21 protein-coding genes and 3 tRNA genes are annotated in these 20,936 nt (G+C 67.5%); 9 read left to right on the top strand and 15 right to left on the bottom strand.

The window, feature by feature from the left end; translation table 11 throughout:
* The first annotated feature begins 88 nt into the window (after positions 1–88).
* From WKC72_RS36175 to WKC72_RS36160, 4 genes are all read left to right on the top strand, one after another.
* Entirely contained in the window at positions 89–745 is a 657-nt protein-coding gene (locus tag WKC72_RS36175; RefSeq protein WP_037230524.1) for a TetR/AcrR family transcriptional regulator, read from the top strand.
* Between the two features lie 98 nt (positions 746–843).
* Positions 844–916 (top strand) — tRNA-Glu (locus tag WKC72_RS36170).
* Between the two features lie 96 nt (positions 917–1,012).
* Positions 1,013–1,086, top strand: a tRNA-Asp gene (locus WKC72_RS36165).
* Positions 1,087–1,152: 66 nt separating this feature from the next.
* Positions 1,153–1,229: transfer RNA gene (locus tag WKC72_RS36160), tRNA-Phe, on the top strand.
* Between the two features lie 108 nt (positions 1,230–1,337).
* Here WKC72_RS36160 and WKC72_RS36155 read toward each other — a convergent pair.
* Positions 1,338–1,673 (bottom strand): nuclear transport factor 2 family protein, encoded by a 336-nt coding sequence (locus tag WKC72_RS36155; RefSeq protein WP_370181174.1) that lies wholly within the window; start codon positions 1,671–1,673, stop codon positions 1,338–1,340.
* A 67-nt stretch (positions 1,674–1,740) separates the two neighbouring features.
* On the opposite strand from WKC72_RS36155, the gene WKC72_RS36150 reads away from it, so the two are divergent.
* Positions 1,741–2,454: a TetR/AcrR family transcriptional regulator gene (locus WKC72_RS36150; protein ID WP_370181173.1), complete on the top strand. Its 714-nt coding sequence runs from the start codon at positions 1,741–1,743 to the stop codon at positions 2,452–2,454.
* On the opposite strand, the gene WKC72_RS36145 is transcribed toward WKC72_RS36150, so the two are convergent.
* Together WKC72_RS36145 and WKC72_RS36140 are read right to left on the bottom strand one after the other, a co-directional pair.
* Positions 2,451–3,360 (bottom strand): IS5 family transposase gene (locus tag WKC72_RS36145; RefSeq protein WP_370180697.1). Its coding sequence is split into 2 segments (ribosomal slippage): positions 2,451–3,002 and positions 3,004–3,360, totalling 909 coding nucleotides; the frame shifts between segments, so codons are not numbered across the junction. The genes WKC72_RS36150 and WKC72_RS36145 overlap by 4 nt on opposite strands.
* Positions 3,361–3,407: 47 nt before the next feature.
* Positions 3,408–4,259, bottom strand: coding sequence for an alpha/beta fold hydrolase (locus WKC72_RS36140; RefSeq protein WP_370184638.1), 852 nt, complete (start codon positions 4,257–4,259; stop codon positions 3,408–3,410).
* Positions 4,260–4,416: 157 nt separating this feature from the next.
* On the opposite strand from WKC72_RS36140, the gene WKC72_RS36135 reads away from it, so the two are divergent.
* Positions 4,417–5,070, top strand: a complete 654-nt coding sequence (locus tag WKC72_RS36135) for a TetR family transcriptional regulator (RefSeq protein ID WP_128970053.1) — start codon at positions 4,417–4,419, stop codon at positions 5,068–5,070.
* A 4-nt stretch (positions 5,071–5,074) separates the two neighbouring features.
* On the opposite strand, the gene WKC72_RS36130 is transcribed toward WKC72_RS36135, so the two are convergent.
* From WKC72_RS36130 to WKC72_RS36100, 7 genes are all read right to left on the bottom strand, one after another.
* Positions 5,075–5,812, bottom strand: a complete 738-nt coding sequence (locus tag WKC72_RS36130) for an ABC transporter ATP-binding protein (protein ID WP_128639905.1) — start codon at positions 5,810–5,812, stop codon at positions 5,075–5,077.
* Positions 5,809–7,632: an ATP-binding cassette domain-containing protein gene (locus WKC72_RS36125; RefSeq protein ID WP_112301210.1), complete on the bottom strand. Its 1,824-nt coding sequence runs from the start codon at positions 7,630–7,632 to the stop codon at positions 5,809–5,811. The genes WKC72_RS36130 and WKC72_RS36125 overlap by 4 nt, the downstream gene beginning before the upstream one ends.
* 3 nt (positions 7,633–7,635) lie before the next feature.
* Positions 7,636–8,493 carry a branched-chain amino acid ABC transporter permease gene (locus WKC72_RS36120; protein ID WP_112301209.1) on the bottom strand — a complete coding sequence of 286 codons (858 nt, stop codon included), beginning with the start codon at positions 8,491–8,493 and terminating at the stop codon, positions 7,636–7,638.
* A 22-nt stretch (positions 8,494–8,515) separates the two neighbouring features.
* On the bottom strand, positions 8,516–9,733 hold the full coding sequence (locus WKC72_RS36115) for an ABC transporter substrate-binding protein (protein WP_037230509.1): 1,218 nt from the start codon (positions 9,731–9,733) through the stop codon (positions 8,516–8,518).
* Between the two features lie 119 nt (positions 9,734–9,852).
* Positions 9,853–10,677: an SDR family NAD(P)-dependent oxidoreductase gene (locus WKC72_RS36110; protein ID WP_037230507.1), complete on the bottom strand. Its 825-nt coding sequence runs from the start codon at positions 10,675–10,677 to the stop codon at positions 9,853–9,855.
* Positions 10,678–10,739: 62 nt separating this feature from the next.
* The gene (locus WKC72_RS36105; RefSeq protein ID WP_037230505.1) at positions 10,740–11,801 is read right to left on the bottom strand and encodes a YbhN family protein; all 1,062 of its coding nucleotides are present in this window, start codon (positions 11,799–11,801) and stop codon (positions 10,740–10,742) included.
* A gap of 26 nt (positions 11,802–11,827) precedes the next feature.
* Positions 11,828–12,610: an SDR family NAD(P)-dependent oxidoreductase gene (locus WKC72_RS36100; protein ID WP_370181172.1), complete on the bottom strand. Its 783-nt coding sequence runs from the start codon at positions 12,608–12,610 to the stop codon at positions 11,828–11,830.
* Between the two features lie 139 nt (positions 12,611–12,749).
* Here WKC72_RS36100 and WKC72_RS36095 point away from each other — a divergent pair, with 139 nt between their 5' ends.
* Positions 12,750–13,487: a VIT family protein gene (locus WKC72_RS36095; RefSeq protein ID WP_037230500.1), complete on the top strand. Its 738-nt coding sequence runs from the start codon at positions 12,750–12,752 to the stop codon at positions 13,485–13,487.
* Between the two features lie 11 nt (positions 13,488–13,498).
* Here WKC72_RS36095 and WKC72_RS36090 read toward each other — a convergent pair whose 3' ends face one another.
* Genes WKC72_RS36090 through WKC72_RS36080 form a run of 3 tightly spaced genes read right to left on the bottom strand, consistent with a single transcriptional unit; the run spans position 13,499 to position 16,967 of the window.
* Positions 13,499–14,383 (bottom strand): universal stress protein, encoded by an 885-nt coding sequence (locus tag WKC72_RS36090; RefSeq protein ID WP_370181171.1) that lies wholly within the window; start codon positions 14,381–14,383, stop codon positions 13,499–13,501.
* A gap of 46 nt (positions 14,384–14,429) precedes the next feature.
* The gene (locus WKC72_RS36085) at positions 14,430–15,965 is read right to left on the bottom strand and encodes a CHAD domain-containing protein (protein ID WP_370181170.1); all 1,536 of its coding nucleotides are present in this window, start codon (positions 15,963–15,965) and stop codon (positions 14,430–14,432) included.
* Positions 15,966–16,010: 45 nt separating this feature from the next.
* A complete protein-coding gene (locus WKC72_RS36080; RefSeq protein WP_081792317.1) occupies positions 16,011–16,967 on the bottom strand; it encodes a pseudouridine synthase in 957 nt (318 codons plus the stop codon).
* Between the two features lie 84 nt (positions 16,968–17,051).
* Between WKC72_RS36080 and WKC72_RS36075 the strand changes: the two genes are divergently transcribed.
* Entirely contained in the window at positions 17,052–19,094 is a 2,043-nt protein-coding gene (locus WKC72_RS36075) for a CocE/NonD family hydrolase (protein WP_370181169.1), read from the top strand.
* A gap of 40 nt (positions 19,095–19,134) precedes the next feature.
* Positions 19,135–20,013, top strand: coding sequence for an oxidoreductase (locus WKC72_RS36070; RefSeq protein WP_370181168.1), 879 nt, complete (start codon positions 19,135–19,137; stop codon positions 20,011–20,013).
* A 21-nt stretch (positions 20,014–20,034) separates the two neighbouring features.
* On the opposite strand, the gene WKC72_RS36065 is transcribed toward WKC72_RS36070, so the two are convergent.
* Together WKC72_RS36065 and WKC72_RS36060 are read right to left on the bottom strand one after the other, a co-directional pair.
* The gene (locus tag WKC72_RS36065; RefSeq protein ID WP_009477955.1) at positions 20,035–20,457 is read right to left on the bottom strand and encodes an organic hydroperoxide resistance protein; all 423 of its coding nucleotides are present in this window, start codon (positions 20,455–20,457) and stop codon (positions 20,035–20,037) included.
* 2 nt (positions 20,458–20,459) lie between these two features.
* Positions 20,460–20,912, bottom strand: a complete 453-nt coding sequence (locus WKC72_RS36060) for a MarR family winged helix-turn-helix transcriptional regulator (RefSeq protein WP_037230710.1) — start codon at positions 20,910–20,912, stop codon at positions 20,460–20,462.
* Positions 20,913–20,936 lie beyond the last annotated feature (24 nt).

The raw sequence follows: 20,936 nt of genomic DNA, 5'->3' as shown, positions 1-20,936 counted from the left end.
AAAACGGGGATACTGTTATGTATGGCTCCACACTCGTCCTGACAGGGCGAAAACGGGGTTACTACATCTGGGAGAGGGATTCACCGTCATGGCACGTCAGCAGGAGCGTGCGCGACGCACTCGCGCTGCGCTGGTGGAGTCGGCCGCGATCGAGTTCGCGAAGCGCGGCTATGCGGCGGCGTCGGTCAACACGATCCTCGAGGGCTCGAACGCCACCAAGGGGGCGATGTACTTCCACTTCCAATCGAAGGAAGAACTCGCCCGTGCCGTCCTTCAATCCGGAGTGGAGCAATTCACCGCCCTGACCGACAGGTGGACGAGTCGCACGGACATCGGGCCGTTCGAAGCCCTCCACGGTTTCGTGATCGACCTGGCGAAGCTCTTCCATTCGAGCGTCATCGTGCGGGCCGAGTTCCGGCTGATCGTCGAACCCGAGTTCTATCCGGACGTGCAGTCCGGTGGCTCGCAGGTGTGGGGGCGCACCGCGCACGAGTTCGCGATCCGCGCGCAGCGCGACGGTCTGCTGCGCGCCGACGCCGACCCCGAGAAGTTCACCCGGGTTCTGGCGGCGTCTCTCGCCGGCCAGCGGTACATGTCCGACATGACCGCTCTGGAGGGTGACCTCGGCGAGCGGTTCGCGGAATCGCTCGAAGTCATCCTCGCTGCGATGGCTTCCCCTGAATGGTTGGAGAAGTTTGCGAGGGACGGATGGCCGGATTCCGGCTCAGAACTGCCTGATTCGTAGTCTGACCTGGCGATTTGGGAAATTCTCGATCCGTGTCCTAAGCTATCCAAGCTCCCAACGGAACGCCGTTGAGGTACTGGTTCGGAGAAATCCGGCGGGCCCCCTTCGTCTAGCGGCCTAGGACGCCGCCCTTTCAAGGCGGTAGCGCGGGTTCGAATCCCGTAGGGGGTACGTTTGACCGGTGTCGAGCATGAGGTATGGTTCGACGGCAGTAAAAGTGACACGCAGTAACGCTTTACACTTGTAAAGCACAGCAGGACAAAGCAAGGCCCTGTGGCGCAGTTGGTTAGCGCGCCGCCCTGTCACGGCGGAGGTCGCGGGTTCGAGTCCCGTCAGGGTCGCAAGTGTGTTACCGATACCGAGTATCGGCAACACAATGCGATAGGCATTCGGTTCGGGTGCCGTCCGGCCAGGTAGCTCAGTTGGTACGAGCGTCCGCCTGAAAAGCGGAAGGTCGCCGGTTCGATCCCGGCCCTGGCCACCACGATTCACCGAAGCTCCGTTGTCGAGAACGCCGACAGCGGAGTTTTTTCGTTCTCCCCCCACGTGAGTGCGAAAGTGTGTTCCGGCACGCTTTCGCACTCACGTGGGGTCAGGGGGCGATCCGCAGCGTGTCGACGAGGCCGTCGCTGAGAACGAACTCGTACCTCAGTTCCACCGGGCTTCCGGGGAAATTTCCTTCCACTGTGGTGGTGGCCACGTAGCTGTCGTCGGCGACCGTCTCCGTTCCGGTCACCTCGACTGTGTAGGTGTACTTCGATTCGAGGTCCCTGCGCCATTGCCGGATGCCGTCGCGCCCGCGGACGGTCCGGCCTTCGTCGGTCACGGCCCCGTGCTCGGTGAAGCACGCCGTGAGCGCGTCCAGGTCTCCTGCGTCGGCTGCTCGAAAATAGCGCGTGACGATCTCGGGTGTCGTGGTGGTGCGCATGATGTTCTCCCTGTCCGTGTGCGGCAGTGTCGCGTGTATAGCAACGCTATAGAAGTAGCATAGCGGTGTGACAACGAAGAGTGTGGCCGGCAACGCCCGCGACCGTCTGCTGAAGGCAGCGGCCCAACTGCTCGACGAGGCCCAGGGCAAGCCGGTCTCCACCCGCGCCGTCTGCGACCTCGCCGGAGTGCAGGCCCCGACGCTGTACCACCACTTCGGCAGCAAGCAGGGCCTGTTCGACGCGGTCGTGGAGTACGGGTTCGGCCAGTACGTCCGGGCCACGAATCGGCGCGGGGACGACCCGATCGCCGACCTGCGGGACGGCTGGGACGATCACGTCCGCTACGGGCTCGACAATCCCTCGTTCTACGTCCTGCTGTACGGCCGGATCGCCCCGGGCACGCCGTGTGCGGTGACCTCAGTCGCCGAGATGAGACTCCTCGAGTTGCTGACCGAGATCGCGCAGCAGGGACGCCTGCGGGTGACGCCGACAATCGCCGCCGGGCAATTCGTGGCGGCGAACGTCGGCATGACCCTGCACCTCATCGCTCAGCCGGAGGGCGAGGCGGACCTCTCCCTGTCACGGGAACTGCGCGACAACGTGATCGCGGGGCTGATCCGGCCTGCGCCCGCTGTGCGGTCGGAGGCCTCGCGGGAGGTGGTCGAGAACGCGGACGCGCTCGCGCACGCCCTCGACGCCGACGCGGGGCGGTCCGGGTTGAGTGCCGGCGAACTCCTCGTGCTGCGGGAGTGGCTCGACAAGCTAGCGGCAGCGACCTAGGGCATGTCTCCCAATAACTTGAGCCACTCGACGATGCCGGCGAGCAGGAATCCGGCGCGGTAGGTGAGGGCGAGTTTGTCGTAGCGAGTGGCCACCGCACGCCACTGTTTCGCCTTGTTGAAGGCCCGTTCGACCACGTTGCGCCCCTTGTAGGACTCCGGGTCGAAGTTCGGTGGCCGCCCGCCCGCGCGGCCCTTGTTCACCCGGTTCGCTGCCTGATCGGTCTTCTCGGGGATCACCGCCTTGATGCCTCTGCTTCGCAGCAGTTCCCGGTTTGCCCGTGATGAGTACGCCTTGTCGGCCCGGACCTCGTCGGGGCGCGTGCGGTGCGCTCCGCCCGCGAGCCGCGGCACGCAGATGCCCTCCAGCACGTGGGCGAACATCGGACTGTCACCGGCTTGGCCTGGGCCGACCAGCACCGACAGCGGGCGCCCGTGACCGTCGCACGCCAGGTGCGCCTTGCTGGTCAACCCGCCCCTCGACCGGCCGATGCCGTGATCGGCAGGCTCGTCACGCAGGTTCGTGTAATTCGGTAGATCCCCCTGTGTGGCGGGCGGCGTTCGCACCGTGCTGATGGACACGGACCACTGTGGAATCGACCGATACCGCCCAGTCCAGGTTCCCGCCGGCGTCGGCCATCGCGACCAGAGCAGTCAGCACCCGATCCCAGGTTCCGTCTCCGGCGTATCGGCGATGTCGCTTCCACACCGTCTTCCACGGCCCGAAATGCGACGGGAGATCTCGCCAGGGCAACCCGGTCCGCAGTCGATACAGCATCCCCTCGACCACCACACGATTGTTCCGGAACTTCCGCCCCCGGAGCCCATCGGAACTGGGCAACAGCAGCGCGAGCAACTCCCACTGCTTGTCCGTCAACACCTCAAACCGATCAACAACGTCTGCCACACCGAAGAGTCTGCAGCACAACACCACAAATCATTGGGAGACACACCCTAGGACTCCGAGCGCCGCCGCAGGGTGTCGAAGATCTCGCGGTAGTGCAGGTGAGCCATGAAATGACCGCCGGGGCGGATGTTCAGCGTGGCGCCGGGAATTCGGCGGGCGAGCGCGGGCGGCCAGTGCGTGGGCACGAGTTCGTCCTCGCTTCCGCCCCAGACGTCGACCGGCACGGTCAGATCTTCGGGCGCGAACCCCCACGGCCGCACCCACGCGCGGTAGTCCTCTACCATCCCGGGCGCCGTCCGCAGAGCCTCGCCGGACATGAGCGAGAAGTTCCGGACGGGCTCGGAGCGGAGCACGGCTGCGTCCGCGGTGCCGAGGTCGCGGGCGCCGAGTCGCCGGAACAGCCGCGGAGCACGCAGCGCGGCGGCGCCCATGACGCGAAAGCAGATCCGCGCCACCAGCGGAGCGTGCTGGGACAATCGGCTGAAGGCGCGGTCCCCGGCGGGAAGCTGGGCGAACACCCCGGGTTCGGTGAGGGGCAGGGCGCCGGCGATCACCGCGACACTCGTCACGCGCGACGCGACCCCGGATCCGACCGCGAGCGCGTACTGTCCGCCCATCGACCACCCCATGACGCCGAAACGGTCGACGCCGAGGTGATTCGCGAGGTCTTCGACGTCGCGGGCCCAGTCGAGGACCGTCCGGCCCGGCTGTGGATCCGACAGTCCGATCCCGGGACGGTCGGGGGACAGGAGACGGATGCCCGCATCGCGAGCGCTCCGGTCGGCGGCCGCGACGTCGAGGCGTCCGGCGAGTCCGCCATGGGCGTTCACGACCACGAATCCGCCGGGGTCGCCGTACTCCGCGAAACCCATCAGGCGTCCGTCGCGCAGCCGGATCACACGATCCTCGGGTCCGACATGAACTCTGGGCACGGGAAACCTCCGGCGGTCGAGGTGAGTCTATGCGGGGGAACCCTGGGCAATCCGGACATCGTGAGGACCGGAACCGGTGCCGTCGCCGGACGACACCGAGGCGACTGTCGCTAGGCTGACGTCCATGAGCAGTGCTGAAGAGCCGCTGACAGCGGGCCGTGACGGGCTACTGTCGTTGCTTCGCAACGGGCAGCTGCCCTCGCGCGGGGCCAAGGCCCCGCAGCGGGAGCGTTACCAGCGGATCGTCGCCGCGGCGATGGAACTCGCCTCCGAAGGCGGGTACGACGCCGTGCAGATGCGGGCCATCGCCGATCGGGCGGGGGTCGCGCTGGGCACCGTGTACCGCTACTTCCCGTCGAAGAACCACATGCTGGTGATGGGCCTGCTGATGGTGTTCGAGGGAATGCGGTCCCGGTTCGAGGACGTCGCGATCCCCGGGGACACGCCGTCGGAGCGGATCCTGTTCGTGCTCCGCAAGAACACGGAAGTCCTCGAGAAGGATCGGCCGCGATACGAGGCCCTGGTGCGCGCGTTCATGTTCGCGGACGCGTCGGCTTCGGCCGAACTGGATGCGTTCGGCGCCCTGATGACCGAGATGTTCGCCAAGACGATCGGCGTCGAGCAGATCTCCGACGACCAGCTGAACGCCATCCGCGTGATCGGCGACGTCTGGATGTCGAGCCTGGTGTCCTGGGTGGCCGGCCGCATCTCGGTGGACGAGGTGATGGCTCACCTCGGGCTCGCGGTCCGCCTCGTGTTCCGGCGCCTCGGCGGCTAGTTTTTCAGCCGACGCGTCCGAAGTAGGCGTCGCGAATCACCGCCCTGTCATCGATCTCGCCCGCATCCGCATCCATGACGACGCGTCCGACGTCGAGGACCGTGACGTGGTCGGCCACGCTCATCGCAGCATCGACCGCCTGCTCGACGAGAAGCACCGCGAGCCCCGCCTCCTTGAGGACGGTCACGCGCTCCATCACTTCGTTGACGATCACGGGCGCCAGTCCGCCGGAAGGCTCGTCGAGCAGAAGCAGGGTGGGTTCGGCCATCAGGGCCTGCCCGATTGCCAGCATCTGCTGCTGCCCGCCGGACATCGCACCCGCGAGCAGCCCACGTTTACGGCCGAGGACGGGAAACAGGTCGTAGATGCGCGCCACCTCCTCGCGGACGGCCGAGCGTCGCATCTTGCGGACGTACCCGCCGAGAATCAGGTTCTGTTCCACGGTCTGCCGGTGGAACACCCTCTTTCCCTCCTGCACGTAGGCCATGCCCTGACGGACCCGCCGGTGTGGCGGCACCTTCGAGATGTTGCGGCCGTCGAACTCGATCGTTCCCGCGGAAACCTTGTTCAGTCCCGAGATGGCGCGCAGGGTGCTGGTCTTCCCTGCGCCGTTCCGCCCGAGCAGTGCGGTGACCTTGCCGGGCCACACGTCGAGCGAGACGTCCCACACCACCCGGAGGTCGCCGTAGCCGGACTGCACATTCCGCAGGCTCAGTAGGGGCTTCGTCGTCTGCTTGCTCATGAGGTCGCCTCTCCGGCCAGTTCCGTGCCCTCGGCGACCACGCCGAGGTATTCGCTGAGTACGCGCGGGTCGTGTTCGATCTCGGACGGCGCACCCGCCGCGATGACGCGTCCCTGGGCGAGTACGACGATGGTGTCGGCGAGTGCCAGTACCAAGCGGAAGTTGTGCTCGACCAGCACGATCGTGCATCCGGCATCGCTGAGCTGCCGGATCAGCCCGGCAAGACGTTCCACTTCGTCCTCGTCGAGGCCGGACGCCACCTCGTCGAGCAGGAGGAGCCGTGGCTCGGCGACCACCGACCGGGCGACCTCGAGAAGCCTCCGCATACCCAGGGGGAGTGCAGTAGCGGTCTCGTCGCGGAGATGCGACAGCCCCACGATGTCGAGTGCGCGTTCCGCCTCGGCGACGTCGCTCTCGCGGACCTTGTGGTGGCGGGGAAGCCGCAACACGGTCGACAGCATCGAAACTCGATCGGTGCTGTATCGACCCGAGGCCACGGCCTCGAGAACCGTGACGCCGTCGGGGATGTCGGGTGTCTGGAAGGTGCGCGCCACGCCGCATCGGGCGACCTGCTCCGGCGCTCTGCCCTGGACCTCGTTGTCGCCGATCAGGATTCGCCCGCTGTCGGGACGGTAGAACCCGCAGATCATGTTCAGCATCGTCGTCTTGCCCGAGCCGTTCGGTCCGATCAGTGCGGTGATGTTGCCCGGTTCCGCACGCAGCGACGCGTTGTCGAGTGCCTGGTTGCCGCCGAATGCCTTCGAGATGCCGTCGACCACGAGCGTCTGACCCGACATCGGGTCCATCGCGGATCGGTTCGCGGGCCTGGGGCGGGTTCCTGTTCTGCTGCCGGTCAGGCCCGCTGCCCGGTCCAGCCGTGCCGCGGCCTGCTTGGCGACTTTCGCGAGGCCACCACTGAGGAGGACGCCGCCGAGAATCAGGAACCCACCGTAGAAGACCAGGGCGTACTGCTGGAACTCGGACGATTGGTTCGGGCCGAGTTGCATGATCGCTGCCCCGACCGCCGCACCGTAGACGCTCGTCGCGCCGCCGAGGATGCACGCCGCCAGAACTGCTGTGGCGAAGGTGAATCCGAACGCCTCGGGTGATACATACATGTCGATGTTCGCGAACAATGCGCCTGCGAGGCCGGCGGGGAATGCGCCGATCGCGTAACCGAGAAGTTTCATCCGGAACACCGAGATGCCCACCGAGGACGCCAGGACCGGGCTCTGTTTCAGTGTGCGGAACGCGATGCCGTGCCGGGAGACCACCAGGTTGCGCATGACCGCGAACCAGAGGATCGCGACGATGACGACGACCGTGTAGAACCGGTCGCCGTCCACTACTTCCCCGAACAGGGTTGCCGGTTCGATCCCGCTGAGTCCGTTCCGGCCGCCGGTGGCGTCCCCGAATACGGCGATGACGTCCGGGACGAGGAGGACGAGGAAGAACGAGGTCATCGCCAATGACCAACTCCCGAGCCGCAATCCGGGAATTCCGGTGACGATACCCACCGCGAGCGCGACCAGACCCGAGGCGATCAACTGCAGCACGATATCCGTGTAACCGGCGATCGACATGAGCCCTGCGGTGTATGCCCCGGCCGCGTACATCGCGGCCTGGCCGAGCGCGAGTTCACCCGCATAGCCGAGACTGAGGTTGAGTCCGCTGACGACCAGCGCGAGGATGCAGGCGAGTTGCACCTGGCGGGACACCGCGAAATCGAGACCGAACTCCGGCAGGAACAGCACGAGGAGGCCGACGGCGAGTGGGAAGAGCCAACTCGGAGCCGATCGAATCAGGCGCCACAGGGACATTGTCTACACCACCCGTTCCCGCACCCGGCCGAACAGTCCGGCCGGACGCACCATGAGGATCGCGATGAGGACCACGAAGACCGCGATGTTGCTGTACTGGCTACCCAACTCGAGCGCCGCGAACGACTCGACGAGACCGACGGTCAGACCACCGACCAATGCGCCGGGGAGCGAGCCGAACCCGCCGATCGCCAATGCGACGAAGCCCTTGATGGCCAGCGCCGAACCCAGCGTGGCCACCGCAAACGTCTTGGGACCGACGAAGAGCCCGAGGAATCCGGCGAGCGCGCCGGAAAAGGCGAACGCACCGAGAGCGAGCGCCCGGACGTTGACACCGCGCAGGAGGGCGGCTTCGCGATCCTCGGAGATGCCCAGGAGGGCGAGACCTGTCATTGTCCGTGTCCCGGCCCGGCCGAGGACGACCACCAGCACGATCGCCAGAACCAGCAGCACGATCTCGACCGGATACGTGCGGCCGCCGAGGACCGTGATCGGACCGTTCGAACCGAAGAACGGGACGGTGAGCGGTTCGCTTCCCCAGATGAGCTGCGTCGCACCGTTGATCAGCGTCGCGGCGCCGAGCGTGGTGACGAGCTGATTCTGGTGATCACGGACGGGCCGGACTGCAATGATCTCCTCGATACCGGCCAGGATCGTCACCGTGACCGTCGCGGTCACCGCCACGACGAGGATCGGCAACTTCAAGGTGACCAGTCCGGTGTAGGCGACGAAGGTTCCGACCATCATCAGCTGGGCCTGAGCGAAGTTGAACGTGTGGGACGAGATGAAGACGATGTTGTAGCCGATCGCTACGAGCGTGTAGACCGCCCCCAGCGCGAGGCCAGACCAAACTATGGTCACCGGGATCTCCTGTGGTCGAGTGTCACGCGCTCGGGTTTCCGTACTGGCCGTTGAGGAGTGGGCTCGGAGGCACGAACTTGTACGCTTCGTCTCCGGGTTTCGACGCGTGCGAGTCCGCCGAGAAGTGATAGGACGGGGAGAACGCGGTCTCGGCGCTGTCGAGGACTTCCTGGTTCTCGAGCGCATCGGCGAGGGCTTCGGGATCGGACGAGGTTCCGGCTTTGTTCGCGGCAGCCACGACGAGGGGCAGTGCGTCGTAGTTGTCGGCGAGGATCAGCGTCGACGGGATGTCGCCCATGGCCTTCATGTTGTCGACCATGGTGTTGACCGCGGTGTCGTCAGCGTCGTGGACGGTGCTCGAGAGGACGTGCATGACCAGATTCGCCGTTGCCGGAGTGCCGAGCACACCTTCCGGTGCAGCCTTCGAGACCAGCGACGTTCCCGCGACCGAGGTGTTTCCGACGAGCGGAATGTTCCAGTCGAGCCGCTGAAGGCTCGCGAGTAGATACCCCAGTGGTGCCCCGTAGGCGTCCACGACGAGCGCCTGCGTGCCTCGGTTCTTCAGCGATTGCAGCTGCGCAGTCATGTCGAGTGCTGCGGTGTCGTACTCCTCGGATCCGGTGCTACTCACACTTTCACCGCTCAGCGCGTCTTCCATCGCCTGCCCGAACACTTCACCGTAGGCGCTGCTCCCGTGGACGACGCCGACGGACTGATATCCCTTGCCCTTGATGTATCGCGCGATGGTCTCGGCGTTTTCGGCCGGTCCCGACGCGAGGTCGAAGTTGAGCGGGTATTTCTCCGGATTCGCCGAATCCTCGGTGGGCCCGATGTTGAACGAGAGGATCTTGTTCTGCGCGAGGATCGGCAGGGTCGCGGTGGTGATGGTCGACGGGCCCGAGTTGAGAAAGAGGTCGGGCTTCTTTCCCGACGCGATGGCCTCTCGCAGCTTGGACACGGCAGTGGTGGCGTCGCCCGCGTCGTCGACGACGGTGATCTCCACTTGGCGTCCACCGACGCCGCCGGCCCTGTTCACCGCCTCGGCGCTTGCCTTCGCTGCGAGCACGGACGTCTGAGCATTCGCGGCGAGCGCGCCCTGCCCGCTGATTCCGCCGGTCACGAGCACCCGGTACGGGCCGCCGGCGGCGTCGGCGTCGTCTGCGCCCGCGCCGGAACAGCCGGTGAGCGCGAGCGCGGTCACGGCGAGCGCCGCAGTGAGAGCTGAGGATCGAATTCGCATGGGCGCCCCTTTGACGTCACGGAAAGCAAGCAAGTGCTTGGTTCGGCAAAAGGTAGCAGAACTAACGGTCGCTGTCCGCCGAATGTCCCACTCGGCGGGACGATCTCGACGTGCCCCGCTCAGCGAAACGACTGCCGGATCACCGGTTCTCGCCGCTCGAGGATGGTGGCGGTGTGCTGGCGCACCATGGCGTCGAGGTGCTCGCCCTGCGGTGCGATCCAGAAGTCGCCCCGGTCGATGCCTGCGAAGACCAACTCGGCGAACGTGTCGGCGTCGAGACCGTCGCTGCCGAGCAGTTCGCGCATCTGCGCGACCATCCGGTCGACGGCCGGATGGGAGACCGCCCCGAACGGGTTGTCGAAGACGGACGTGATGACGGGCCCCGGCGCGAGCACGCTCGCGGACACCGGCGCGCCCACCATGCTCAGCTCCATCTGCAGGCACTCGGTGATCGCGACGACCGCGAACTTCGATGCGCTGTACGGCGACATCATCGGCCCGGGCGCGAATCCGCCGACCGACGCCGTGTTGACGACGCGTCCGCCGCCCTGGTCGATCATGCGCGGAACGAACGCCCGGATCCCGTTGACGACACCCGTGACGTTGACACCGAGGGCGGCGTCCCAGTCGGATTCGCCGAGTTGCCAGAGGAATCCGGCGCGCATGATTCCCGCGTTGTTGAAGAGCAGGTCCACCCGGCCGAAGGAGTCGTACGCGAGATCGGCCAGGGCGTGGACGGACCCGGAGTCCGCGACGTCGGTCGCGCACGTGAGGGCGGCTCCGCCCAGGTCCGCGGCCAGACGGTCCAGTGCGGTCGTGTCGATGTCGGCGAGGATCACGGCCATACCGCGGGCGTGCGCGTGCCGGGCTATCCCCGCACCGATTCCCGAGGCCGCGCCGGTGACGACGACTACCTGCTTTTCACGTGTTTCCGGTTCCGTCACGGCTCGACCGTAGAACCGTCGTCGGCCGTCCCGGCCCGGGTTTCTCTCTCAGCGGGACGTATTCACGTGCCGCGACGCCACAGCGGTTCGAGGTCCGGGCCCTCGTCGCCCTGCTGTTGCGCACCCCGGAAGCGTGCCGCGAAGACGATCCAGCCGATGGCGGCCATGAGCAGGAAGCTGACCAGCCGGTAGACGACGATCGCGGACACCGCCTCGGCGCCGGTCATTCCGCTGGCGGTCAGAGCGGGGACGAGCACGGCGTCCATCACACCGAGCCCGGCGGGCAGGAGCGGGATGGCCGAACCCGCGGCGTTGCCCGCCGCGTACGCGACGGCGAGTCCGGCGAACCCGGGATGGGCGCCGACCGCGTAGCACGCGAAGGCGAGGCACGAGGCGTCGGCGATCCAGTTGAACAGCGACCACCCGAACGCGCGGGCCGTGTCGCGGCGATCCATCCGGACGGCGCTCATCTGGTTCACGATGTGCTTCCACTGGCGAACACCGGTCAGCGGTGGCTTCTTTCGAAGCGCGTTGAATCCGCGCAGCGCGGTGATGCCGACACCTTCGAGGGCGTCGGGCCGTGATGCGGCGTACTGAGCCACGACGAGGAAGGCGCACAGGCCGCCGAACGTGAAGATCAGCGAGAACGGGTTGGTCTTGGCCCCGACGAGCAGCGCGCCCGCCAGTCCGACGAGCGCCAGCCCGATCGCCTGGAGGACGCCGGCCATCACCAGTTGCCACGTCGCGACCACCGGTGAGGCACCCCAGAGGCGCGTCTGCCGGTACGTGAACGTCGTCGCCAGAACCGGGCCGCCCGGCAGCGTCACGCTCATCGAATTGGAGGCGAACGTCACCGCGAGGGACTGCCGCTGTCTGACGTGCACGTCCGCGACCCCCAGCAGGCAGCGCTGGACCCGGGCGAAACTCGACATCGACGCGAGCGACGCCACGACCGCCGCGGCCACCCATCCCCATTCGAGGTCGCCGAGGTTCTGGACGCTCTCCGAGAGGTCCGGCCAGATGAGGATGATCTCCACCGCGAGCACGACGACGAGCAGGCCGCCGATCACCCATTCGACACGACGCCTGCGGGGCGTCGGGCGGGTGTCGTCGGCGTCAGTCATACCCGTCCATTACACATGGCCGCTGATCACACCGTGTATCCGCCGTCGACGTCGAGCTTCTGCCCGGTGACGAACCCGGCCCGGTCGCTCGCGAGGAAACAGACCGCCTCGGCGATGTCGGCGGCGGTGCCGAACCGGCGTAGCGGTATCCGGCTCATGGCGGCGTCGAGTGCGCGCTGGTCGAGTTCTTCGGAGTTGATCAGCCGCTCGGCCATGCCGTCGGTGAGCATGCCCGGGCCCACCGAGTTGAAGCGGACGCCGTAGCGGCCCTCCTCGGCGGCGAATCCCTTGACCAGCTGTTCGATCGCGCCCTTGGTTCCCGGCGACAGTCCGTCGCGCACCGGGAACCGGCTGGTGGCCGCGGTCGTGACCGCGACGACGGAACCGGACGCCTCCCTGAGTGCGGGCAGGGCGGCCTTGACGACGGTGAAGAAGGCGACGGCCTCCTGTTCGAGGTGCTCGGCGTAGTCCCGGGGAGCGACGTCGGACAGGTGGATCATCGGAATGTGCGGTCCCGCGGCGTGAACGAGGACGCCGAGGCTGCCGAAGTGTTCGACGGTCTGCTTCACGACACTCGCGACGCGGGACTGGTCGGTGAGGTCGGCGGAGAACGCCTGCGCGGCGACGCCCCGGCCTTCCAGTTCGCCGACGAGGTCCGAGGCGACATCGGCATTGGATCGGTAGGTGATGGCCACGTCGTGGCCGAGGGTCGCGAGTTGACGTGCGATGGCGGAGCCGATGCCGCCGGTGCCGCCCGTCACCAGTGCGGCGCAGCGACGTCGGGGGGTGCTGGTGGCGGGTGTCGCCATGAGGAACTCCAAGCGTGTGAGGAACGAGCGCCCCTAACCTAGCAACTGCTTGGTTTCGGTGTGCGGGGAACGACCCACCGCGGCCGAGCGCAGCCTAGCCTGGCTATCCCACCAGGTCTTTTCGCCTTAGCCTGAACGCATGTCAGCAGCGAACGCCGAGCGGGCCGAGCCCTCGCGGCATCCCGACGAGCCGCACGCACCCAGTCTGGCGAGCCGCCTCAACTGGTTGCGGGCCGGTGTTCTCGGTGCCAATGACGGCATCGTGTCGACCGCAGGCTTGGTGGTCGGGGTGGCCGCGGCCACCACCGAGCGGTCGGCGATCTTCACTGCCGGATTCGCGGGTCTCGCAGCCGGGGCGGTGTCGATGGCCCTGGGCGAATACGTCTCGGTGAGCACCCAGCGCGACACCGAACGCGCGCTGTTGTCGAAGGAACGCCGCGAACTCGCCGAAACCCCCGGTGCCGAGTTCGAGGAACTCGTCGCGATGTACGAGGCCAAGGGGCTGAGCGACGAGACCGCCCGGACGGTCGCGCGCGAACTCACCGATCACGATGCGTTCGCCGCCCACGTGGACGTGGAATTGGGCATCGACCCGGACGACCTGACCAACCCCTGGCAGGCCGCGGGATCCTCGGCGCTGTCCTTCACACTCGGCGCGCTCGTCCCGCTGCTGGCGATCCTCCTACCGCCCGTGCACCTGCGCATTCCGGTGGCATTCGTCGCGGTGCTGGTCGCGCTGGCCCTCACGGGCACCGTCAGCGCCGCTCTCGGCGGCGCACAGCGCACCCGCGCAGTGCTCCGTGTCGTGCTGGGCGGGGCACTCGCGATGATCGTCACGTACGGAATCGGCCAGCTGGTGGGGACGAGCATCGTCTAGCCGGACGACCGTCACTCGCTCCGGCAGATCATGACCGGACACGTCGCGTGGTGGAGCAGATTCTGGCTCGTGGAGCCCATCAGCGCGCCGAGCAACGGTCCTCGGCCGTGGCTGCCGACGACGATCAGCTGGGCGTCCCCCGCATGCCGCAGGATGACGTCGGCTGCGGCGCCCTGCTCGGCCACCCTGGTCACCGACACGTCCGGGTATCGTTCCGACTCACCCGCGAGGCCCTCGGAGAGCAGTGCCTCCTCTTCCTGCTTGACGGCGTCCCAGTCGACGAGCATGCCGGTGCCGCCCGCGCCGAGTGTCGGGGAGCCCTGCCACGTGTGGACGGCGCTCAGCGGCGCGTCGAAAAACGACGCGAACTCGAACGCGTGGGCCACCGCGTCGCGGCTGAGGTCGCTTCCGTCGACCCCGACCACCACCGGGCGCTGGTCCGGTGTGGTGACCTCACCCCGCAGAACGATCACCGGGCAGGGTGCGCGGTTGGCCACGTGCAGCGCGGTCGAGCCGAGCAGCACAGAACGGATCGCTCCCGTTCCCGTGGATCCGAGCACGATCAACCGGGCCCAGTCGGCGGCCTCGAGCAGTGCGGTGCCCGCCGGACCGGGACTGATGGTCGTCTCGATGTCGAGACCCGGGAATTTCGGTCCCAGCAGCCTCTTCGCCGTCCCGATGATGGCCTCGCCGTCCTCGCGCAGCTGACTGAGGAACTGCGATTCCAGCATGATCGCGGCGGGACTGTACAACGGGCCGTCCTGCGGCAGCGCGTGCACGAGCGACAGCGTGGCACCCCACTTCGACGCGACTGCGGCGCCCCACAGGGCGGCGGCGGTGGAGGCGTCGGATCCGTCCAGGCCGACGACGACGGAATGACTGGCGGGTGTGCTCACGTCTGGCTCCCTTCGCTCACGCTGTTGGGTACTCCCCGACTGTGCCCTACTTCCAGACTTTTCGGGCCACCTTCTTCGCGCTCTTCCACTCCGGTTTCACTTCGACTGCCAGTGCGTCACCGCGATCGAGCTCACGCTGCAGCAGCATTCCGAGGCCCAGGCTCGACTCGGCGGAGTGCTGATCCTCCGCGACCATCGCGAGGATGTGGTCCCGTGCGACGACCGCGTCCTGGTACTCGCCGAGTACGTCCTGAAATCCCTTGAACCTCGTCTGCGCGCGGTCGGAGGCCTTCGGCGCCAGCGACCGCGTCGACTCGATTGCGTAGCGCATTCGTTTGGCGCGCTTGCGCGCTCGGTGCGTCAGCTCGTCGCGCTCGGCCCGGGTGGTCGCGGCCGCCGCCTTCCGCACGCGCCGGTGGACGGACTTCGACAACGCGCGCAGGGACTTCGCGACGGACTTCTTCGACGGGCTCGAGCCCCCGGACGCCTCGACGGCGGCGAGGAACGTGTCGAGCCCGGCGAGCAGGTCGAGGTAGCGCTGGGAGTTCAGGGCGGCAAGTGCCGCGGGCCGGGCCGTCGCGGCACGCCCCGAGAAGTATTCGTCGAGGCGCGCCCGCACGACCTCGCGGTCGGGTACTTCCTCGGCGCCGCCCAGCCGATCGACGAGCCGGCTCCACTGCACCTCGGTGTCCCGCGCCGAGCTGAGGGCCTGACCGACCCAGCGGAGTTCGACGATCAACTCGTCGACGGTTTCCTGATCGCGCAGGCTGGGCCCGTACACCTGGAGGACACTCCGAATGCGCCGGGCCGAGACCCGGAGGTCGTGGACGGACTCCTCGAGGTCGCGCCGCACGCCGAGGTCGGCCGCCACGAGAGAATCCTTCTGCGCCGCCAGATACTCCAGCAGCAGCGTCCGCGGAGCGGAGCCCTTCTTTCTGCGCGCGGGGCGCGGGGTGCCGGTCACCGCGTCGCCGAGCGCCCGCCGCAGCTTCGACGGCGCGTCCGACCGGGTGATTCCAGCATCAGTCAGCCGGGAGTCGATGGCGTCGAACAGGTTTCGGTCGCCGGCCGCGAGTTCGACCTCGATCTCGCGCCACACCCGCTCCTCGGATCCGGTCCCCGTCTCGGGGACGGCAGCGATCACGACGTCCGAGACGACCTCGGCGAGCGTCGTTCCCGCCGCGTCCACGAGCCGCTGCCGCTCGCGGTCGGTGCTGATGAGCGCGACCGGGTTCAGTGCGGCGCCGCGGGTGACGGCCGTGAGCAGTTCCGTGAATTCCCGGGGCACCTCCGTCTCGGGGTGCTCGGCGTCCGGTGCCAGCTGCAGCTCGGTCCGCTCATCCGCGCCTGCCGGGATCTTCAGGTGCCAGCCGGCATCGTCGCCGCCTTCCCGGCGGCGGAGGGTGATTCCGGCGCGGAGTAGCAGGAGTTCGCCGGTGTCGTAATACAGGGCGGACAGCTGGACGGTGTCGCGTCGCGGTTCACCATCGACACCCGGAAGTCCCGAGAGTGCCGGGAGTTGCTGATCGGATGACGCTTCGTACTTGCGTTCCACTTCGGAGACGGACGTCGCGGTACTCATGTCACCATCTTTCCGCCTGCCCGGGTGGAGGGAAAGAATGCGAGGTCAGCTCGGCCAGTCGAGGCTCCGGACACTCGCGAAGCGTCGCGTGACGCCGGAATAGGGGTCGACGAACTCGACGGACCGGGCCAGCAGCCGAAGCGGCGTCGAATAGTCGTCGGCGGCAACGTCGTAGAAGTCGGGATAGAAGTTGTCGCCGTGGATCGGGATGCCGAGCGAACTCATGTGCAACCGCAACTGGTGCGTCTTGCCGGTGTGCGGCAGCAGTCGGTACCGGGCCGCGTCGCCGTGGACCTCGAGGAGTTCGATGCGGCTCTCGCTGTTGGCGGGACCGTCCACCTCGTAGGCCTTCAGGACGCCCCGCTCCTTGACGATTCGACTGCGGACGGTGACGGGGAGCGGAAGGTCGGGGTCGTGACGGGCGACCGCCTCGTACTCCTTGACCACCCGGCGCTGATCGAACAGCGACTGGTAGTCGCGCCGGACCTCCCGACGCACCGTGAAGATCAGCACCCCGGCGGTCAACCGGTCGAGCCGGTGCGCGGGTGTCAGTTCCGGGAGGTCGAGGTCTCGGCGCAACCGGACCAGCGCCGACTCGGCGATGTACGCGCCGCGCGGGGTGCTGGCCAGGAAGTGGGGTTTGTCCACGACGAGGAGGTCCTCGTCGCGGTGGAGGATCTCGATCTCGAACGGCACCCGCTTCTCGACCGGCGGATCCCGGTACAGGTACACGAATCTGCGGGGTGCGAACGGGGTGGCCTCGGTGATCGGCTGCCCGCGCTCGTCGACGACTTCCGAAGTGGCCACCTTCTCGCGAAGGCGGGTCTCGTCGTGCGGAAAACGTGCGACGAGGTACTCGAGCACGGTGGGCCACGAGCCGTCGTCCGGCATCCTCAGCCGCGTCGGGTTGAGGCCGTCACGGACGGGAAGTGGGGCGTCGGGCACCCCGTCACGGTAGTCGACAGGCTGCGGAAATCCGCCGTTGACCGCGAGGGGACTCATGGTTACTATCCGGTAAGTTTGTGACGCGGACCACCCTGACTGGTCGCTGAGGCGCGTCATCGGAGGATTTCACGGGGGTTCGTAGTGATCGTGCGTCGATGGGCGTTTCGACCGGGTGCGGTGGCAGTCGCTCTGGCGGTGGGGGTGGGGCTCGCGGTGGTGCCCACGGTGACGGCGTCGGCGGATCCGACGGGCGGGGCGGCCGGGGCGGCGTGGAACGCCGCGGTCGACGCGCCGCCCGAGTACCCGGTGATCGCGATCGACTGGGACGTCCCGATCACCATGAGTGACGGAACGGTGCTGAAGGCCAACGTCTATCGCCCCGCGGACGCCTCCGGCACACCGATCGACACCAAGATGCCGTCGGTCCTCAATGTCACGCCGTACACGAAGCTGGTCGGCAATCTCGTCGATTCCGTGTTCGCGGCGCCCGGGCTCGAGGACACCGTCGTCGACCTGGTGAACTCCTTCGACCTCGCCGGAACCCCGTTCGACGGCGTCGGTGAAGCGGCGAAGGTGCTCACCGGCGGCGGAATGCGCGTGTTCGGCATCAACCGCGACCTCGTCCGGAACGGATACACCCAGGTGGTGGTCGATGCGCGGGGCACCGGCTTCTCGCAGGGTGAATGGCAGGCGCTCGGTCCGCTCGAGCAGCAGGACTCCGTCGAGATCATCGACTGGATGAGCAAGCAGGGATGGTCGGACGGCAAGGTCGGCATGGCGGGGGTGTCCTACTCGGGGATCAATTCGTTGCAGGCCGCGGGGCATCAGCCGCCGGCGCTGAAGGCGATCTTCCCGACCGAACCGGGCAACGATCTGCTCCGCGACATCGTCGGAACGGGCGGCGGTCTCGGCGTGGGCTTCATGCCGCTGTGGCTGTCGCTGGTCAACGGTCTCAAGTTCGTTCCCGACGTCCAGGCTCTCGCGCAGGGCCGCTTCGATCAGCAGTGGCTGCAGGATCGGTTGCGGGATCCGCTGACGCTGTTCCCCGCACTCATCGAGGCCATGACCGCGCCGGACATCAACGGTCTCGACCCCGGCACGCTGCGGGTGGCGCAGGACGGCGAGTTCTACGAGGAGCGGAAGGCGCAGGCCGCGAACATTCAGGTGCCGACGATGCTCTACGGCGCGTGGCACGACATCTTCGCGAACAGCGAGCCGCGCGTCTACAACGACATCCCGCTGCCTGCCGGTGAGAAGCAGCTGATCATGAGCGACGCCTACCACATCTCGTTCGGCGGCGGCTTCGGTGAGCAGGGTGCGCCACCGCGACTCGACGTCCTCGAACGCGCCTGGTTCGACAAGTGGCTGAAGGGCATCGACAACGGCATCGACGAGTACGGCCCGGTCACGCTGTATCAGCAGGGCAACGGCTGGACCACCACCGATCAGTTCCCGCGGGCCGGTGTCGACTACCAGCGGATGTACCTGTCGGGCGCCCCCAGCGGCACCGCCGGGCACGCCGCCCACGACGGCAGCCTGGTGTCGGCGAAACCCGGCGACGCGGCACAGCTCACCGTCGCACCCGGACTTCGCGGGCTCTGTTCCCGCGACGGTGCACAGGGCACCGCAGGCGCTGCCGTCGTCTTCGGGTCGGTGTGCAGCAAGGACTCCCGGTTCAACGAGGCCGAGGGCCTGACGTTCACCAGTGCGCCCGTCGCTCAGCCGACCGAGCTGTCGGGCCCGGTCAATCTGCACCTCGAAACCGTGCTGGACGCCCCGGACGGATTCTGGGCGGTGACGCTGAACGACGTCGCACCGGACGGAACGTCGACTCCGCTCACCAACGGCGCTCTCACCGCTTCCATGCGGGCCGTGGACGATTCGAAGAGCACCAGGTCGGCGAACGGTGACTACACCGAACCGCACCACTATCTGACGGTGGAGGCCCGTCAGCCGCTGGTTCCGGGTGAAGTGACGCCGGTGGACATCAACTTCGTTCCCACCGACGCGGTCCTCGAACCGGGGCACCGGCTGCGCGTCGACGTGTACGCCGGCAGCGTCCCCCGGTATCTGCCGCTCGGACCGATACTGGCCGACAGTCAACTGAAGCCGCAGCACGTCGCGTTGTCCCCGGATCGGCCGAGTTTTCTGAATCTTCCGCTGGTCGGAGCGCAGGCGTGGTGACGGGTTCACGACACGTCCCGAGATCCGTAGGGTTGACGTCATGACCAAGTGGACAGCTTCGGACATCGTCGATCAGAGCGGCCGCACGTTCGTCGTGACGGGCGCCAACAGCGGTCTGGGGGAGGTGGCCGCGCGGGCTCTGGGCAAGGCGGGGGCGCACGTCGTACTGGCTTGCCGCAATACCCACAAGGGAGAGGTCGTCGCACGGTCGATCGGTGACAACGCCGAGGTGCGCCGCCTCGATCTGTCCGACCTCGCCTCGGTGCGCGAGTTCGCGGCCGGCGTCGATTCCGTCGACGTGCTCGTGAACAACGCCGGCGTGATGGCGGTTCCGCAGCGCAAGACCGCCGATGGATTCGAAATGCAGATCGGCACAAATCATCTCGGGCACTTCGCGTTGACCGGCCTGCTGCTCGACAAGATCACCGATCGGGTCGCCACGATGTCGAGTGCCGCACATCAGGCGGGAACGATTCACCTCGACGACCTCAATTGGGAACGCCGCAAGTACAACCGGTGGAGCGCGTACGGGCAGTCGAAACTCGCGAATCTGCTGTTCACATACGAATTGCAGCGCAGGCTGTCCGCGGCGGGGTCACCCGTCAAAGCCGTGGCCGCGCACCCCGGTTACGCGTCGACCAATCTGCAGGCCCACACCGAGTCGGTGCAGGACAAGCTGATGGCCGTCGGCAACCGGATCTTCGCGCAGTCGGCGGACATGGGGGCGCTGCCGATGCTGTACGCGGCCACCGCTCCCGACGTGATCGGCGGCAGCTACATCGGGCCGGACGGCCTGTTCGAGCAGCGTGGCCACCCGAAAGTGGTGGGCTCCAACAAGAAGTCGCGGGACGAGCACACCGCGCGGGCGCTGTGGTCCCTGTCGGAGGACCTGACGGGCGTCGAGTTCAAGTTCGGGTGACCCGACGCCCGTCAGGATTTCTCAGTCTTCGGTGACCTCGAGGGTGACGTCGATGTTGCCGCGGGTGGCGTTGGAGTAGGGGCACACCTGGTGTGCCTTCTCGGTCAGTTCGAGCGCCTCGGCGCGGGGCAGGTGGGGGAGGGAGACCTCGAGGGTGACGGCGAGACCGAATCCGCCGCCGTCCGTCGGGCCGATGCCGACGCGGGCGCCGACGGCCGAGTCGGCGACGTTCGCCTTTGCCTGACGGCCGACCAGCTGGAGTGCGGAGTGGAAGCATGCCGCGTATCCGGCGGCGAACAGCTGCTCGGGGTTGGTGCCGTCGCCGGACCCACCCATCTCCGTGGGGATCGCGAGGTTCAGGTCGAGCCGGCCGTCGGATGTGCGGGCGTGGCCGTTGCGTCCTTCTCCGGTGGCGAGGGCTTCGGCTGTGTAGACGATCTTCATGGTTACTTCTCTCCTGTAGGGGTGTTGACGCTGTGGAGCGATTCGGTGAGCCGCGACAGGGTGTTTCGGAGGGCGACGAGTTCGTCGATGTCCATTCCCGTCGACTGGGCGAGTTCCGCGGGGATGGCCTCCGCGGCGGCGCGGAGGCCCGCACCCTTCTCGGTGAGGTGGATCCCGACGCGGCGCTCGTCGGCGGACGAGCGCCTGCGTTCGACCAGGCCCAGGGTTTCGAGCCGCTTGAGCAGTGGCGACAGCGTGCCGGTGTCGAGGTCGAGGGCGTCGCAGATCTCACGTACTCCGCGACCGTCCTGTTCCCAGAGAACCAGCAGCACGAGGTACTGCGGGTAGGTCACTCCCAGCGAGTCGAGCATCGACCGGTATCTCGCCGTCATCGCCCGGGAAGCCGAGTACAGCGCGAAGCACACCTGGCGGTCGAGGGCGAGGTTGTCGGTCACCACCGAATAGTTGCACACAACTAG

The organism is Rhodococcus wratislaviensis (assembly GCF_041228765.1).
Classification (GTDB): Bacteria; Actinomycetota; Actinomycetes; order Mycobacteriales; family Mycobacteriaceae; genus Rhodococcus_F; species Rhodococcus_F wratislaviensis.
The sequence above is the reverse complement of the archived record's forward strand: the minus strand, read 5'-3'. Positions and strand labels throughout refer to the sequence as shown.

Bases quoted from the DNA above. Each gene is read 5' to 3' on its own strand.
- WKC72_RS36175 (WP_037230524.1), top strand. From the start codon at position 89: ATGGCACGTCAGCAGGAGCGTGCGCGACGCACTCGCGCTGCGCTGGTG.
- WKC72_RS36155 (WP_370181174.1), bottom strand. From the start codon at position 1,673: ATGCGCACCACCACGACACCCGAGATCGTCACGCGCTATTTTCGAGCA.
- WKC72_RS36135 (WP_128970053.1), top strand. From the start codon at position 4,417: ATGAGCAGTGCTGAAGAGCCGCTGACAGCGGGCCGTGACGGGCTACTG.
- WKC72_RS36130 (WP_128639905.1), bottom strand. From the start codon at position 5,812: ATGAGCAAGCAGACGACGAAGCCCCTACTGAGCCTGCGGAATGTGCAG.
- WKC72_RS36125 (WP_112301210.1), bottom strand. From the start codon at position 7,632: ATGTCCCTGTGGCGCCTGATTCGATCGGCTCCGAGTTGGCTCTTCCCA.
- WKC72_RS36115 (WP_037230509.1), bottom strand. From the start codon at position 9,733: ATGCGAATTCGATCCTCAGCTCTCACTGCGGCGCTCGCCGTGACCGCG.
- WKC72_RS36105 (WP_037230505.1), bottom strand. From the start codon at position 11,801: ATGACTGACGCCGACGACACCCGCCCGACGCCCCGCAGGCGTCGTGTC.
- WKC72_RS36100 (WP_370181172.1), bottom strand. From the start codon at position 12,610: ATGGCGACACCCGCCACCAGCACCCCCCGACGTCGCTGCGCCGCACTG.
- WKC72_RS36095 (WP_037230500.1), top strand. From the start codon at position 12,750: ATGTCAGCAGCGAACGCCGAGCGGGCCGAGCCCTCGCGGCATCCCGAC.
- WKC72_RS36085 (WP_370181170.1), bottom strand. From the start codon at position 15,965: ATGAGTACCGCGACGTCCGTCTCCGAAGTGGAACGCAAGTACGAAGCG.
- WKC72_RS36080 (WP_081792317.1), bottom strand. From the start codon at position 16,967: ATGAGTCCCCTCGCGGTCAACGGCGGATTTCCGCAGCCTGTCGACTAC.
- WKC72_RS36070 (WP_370181168.1), top strand. From the start codon at position 19,135: ATGACCAAGTGGACAGCTTCGGACATCGTCGATCAGAGCGGCCGCACG.
- WKC72_RS36065 (WP_009477955.1), bottom strand. From the start codon at position 20,457: ATGAAGATCGTCTACACAGCCGAAGCCCTCGCCACCGGAGAAGGACGC.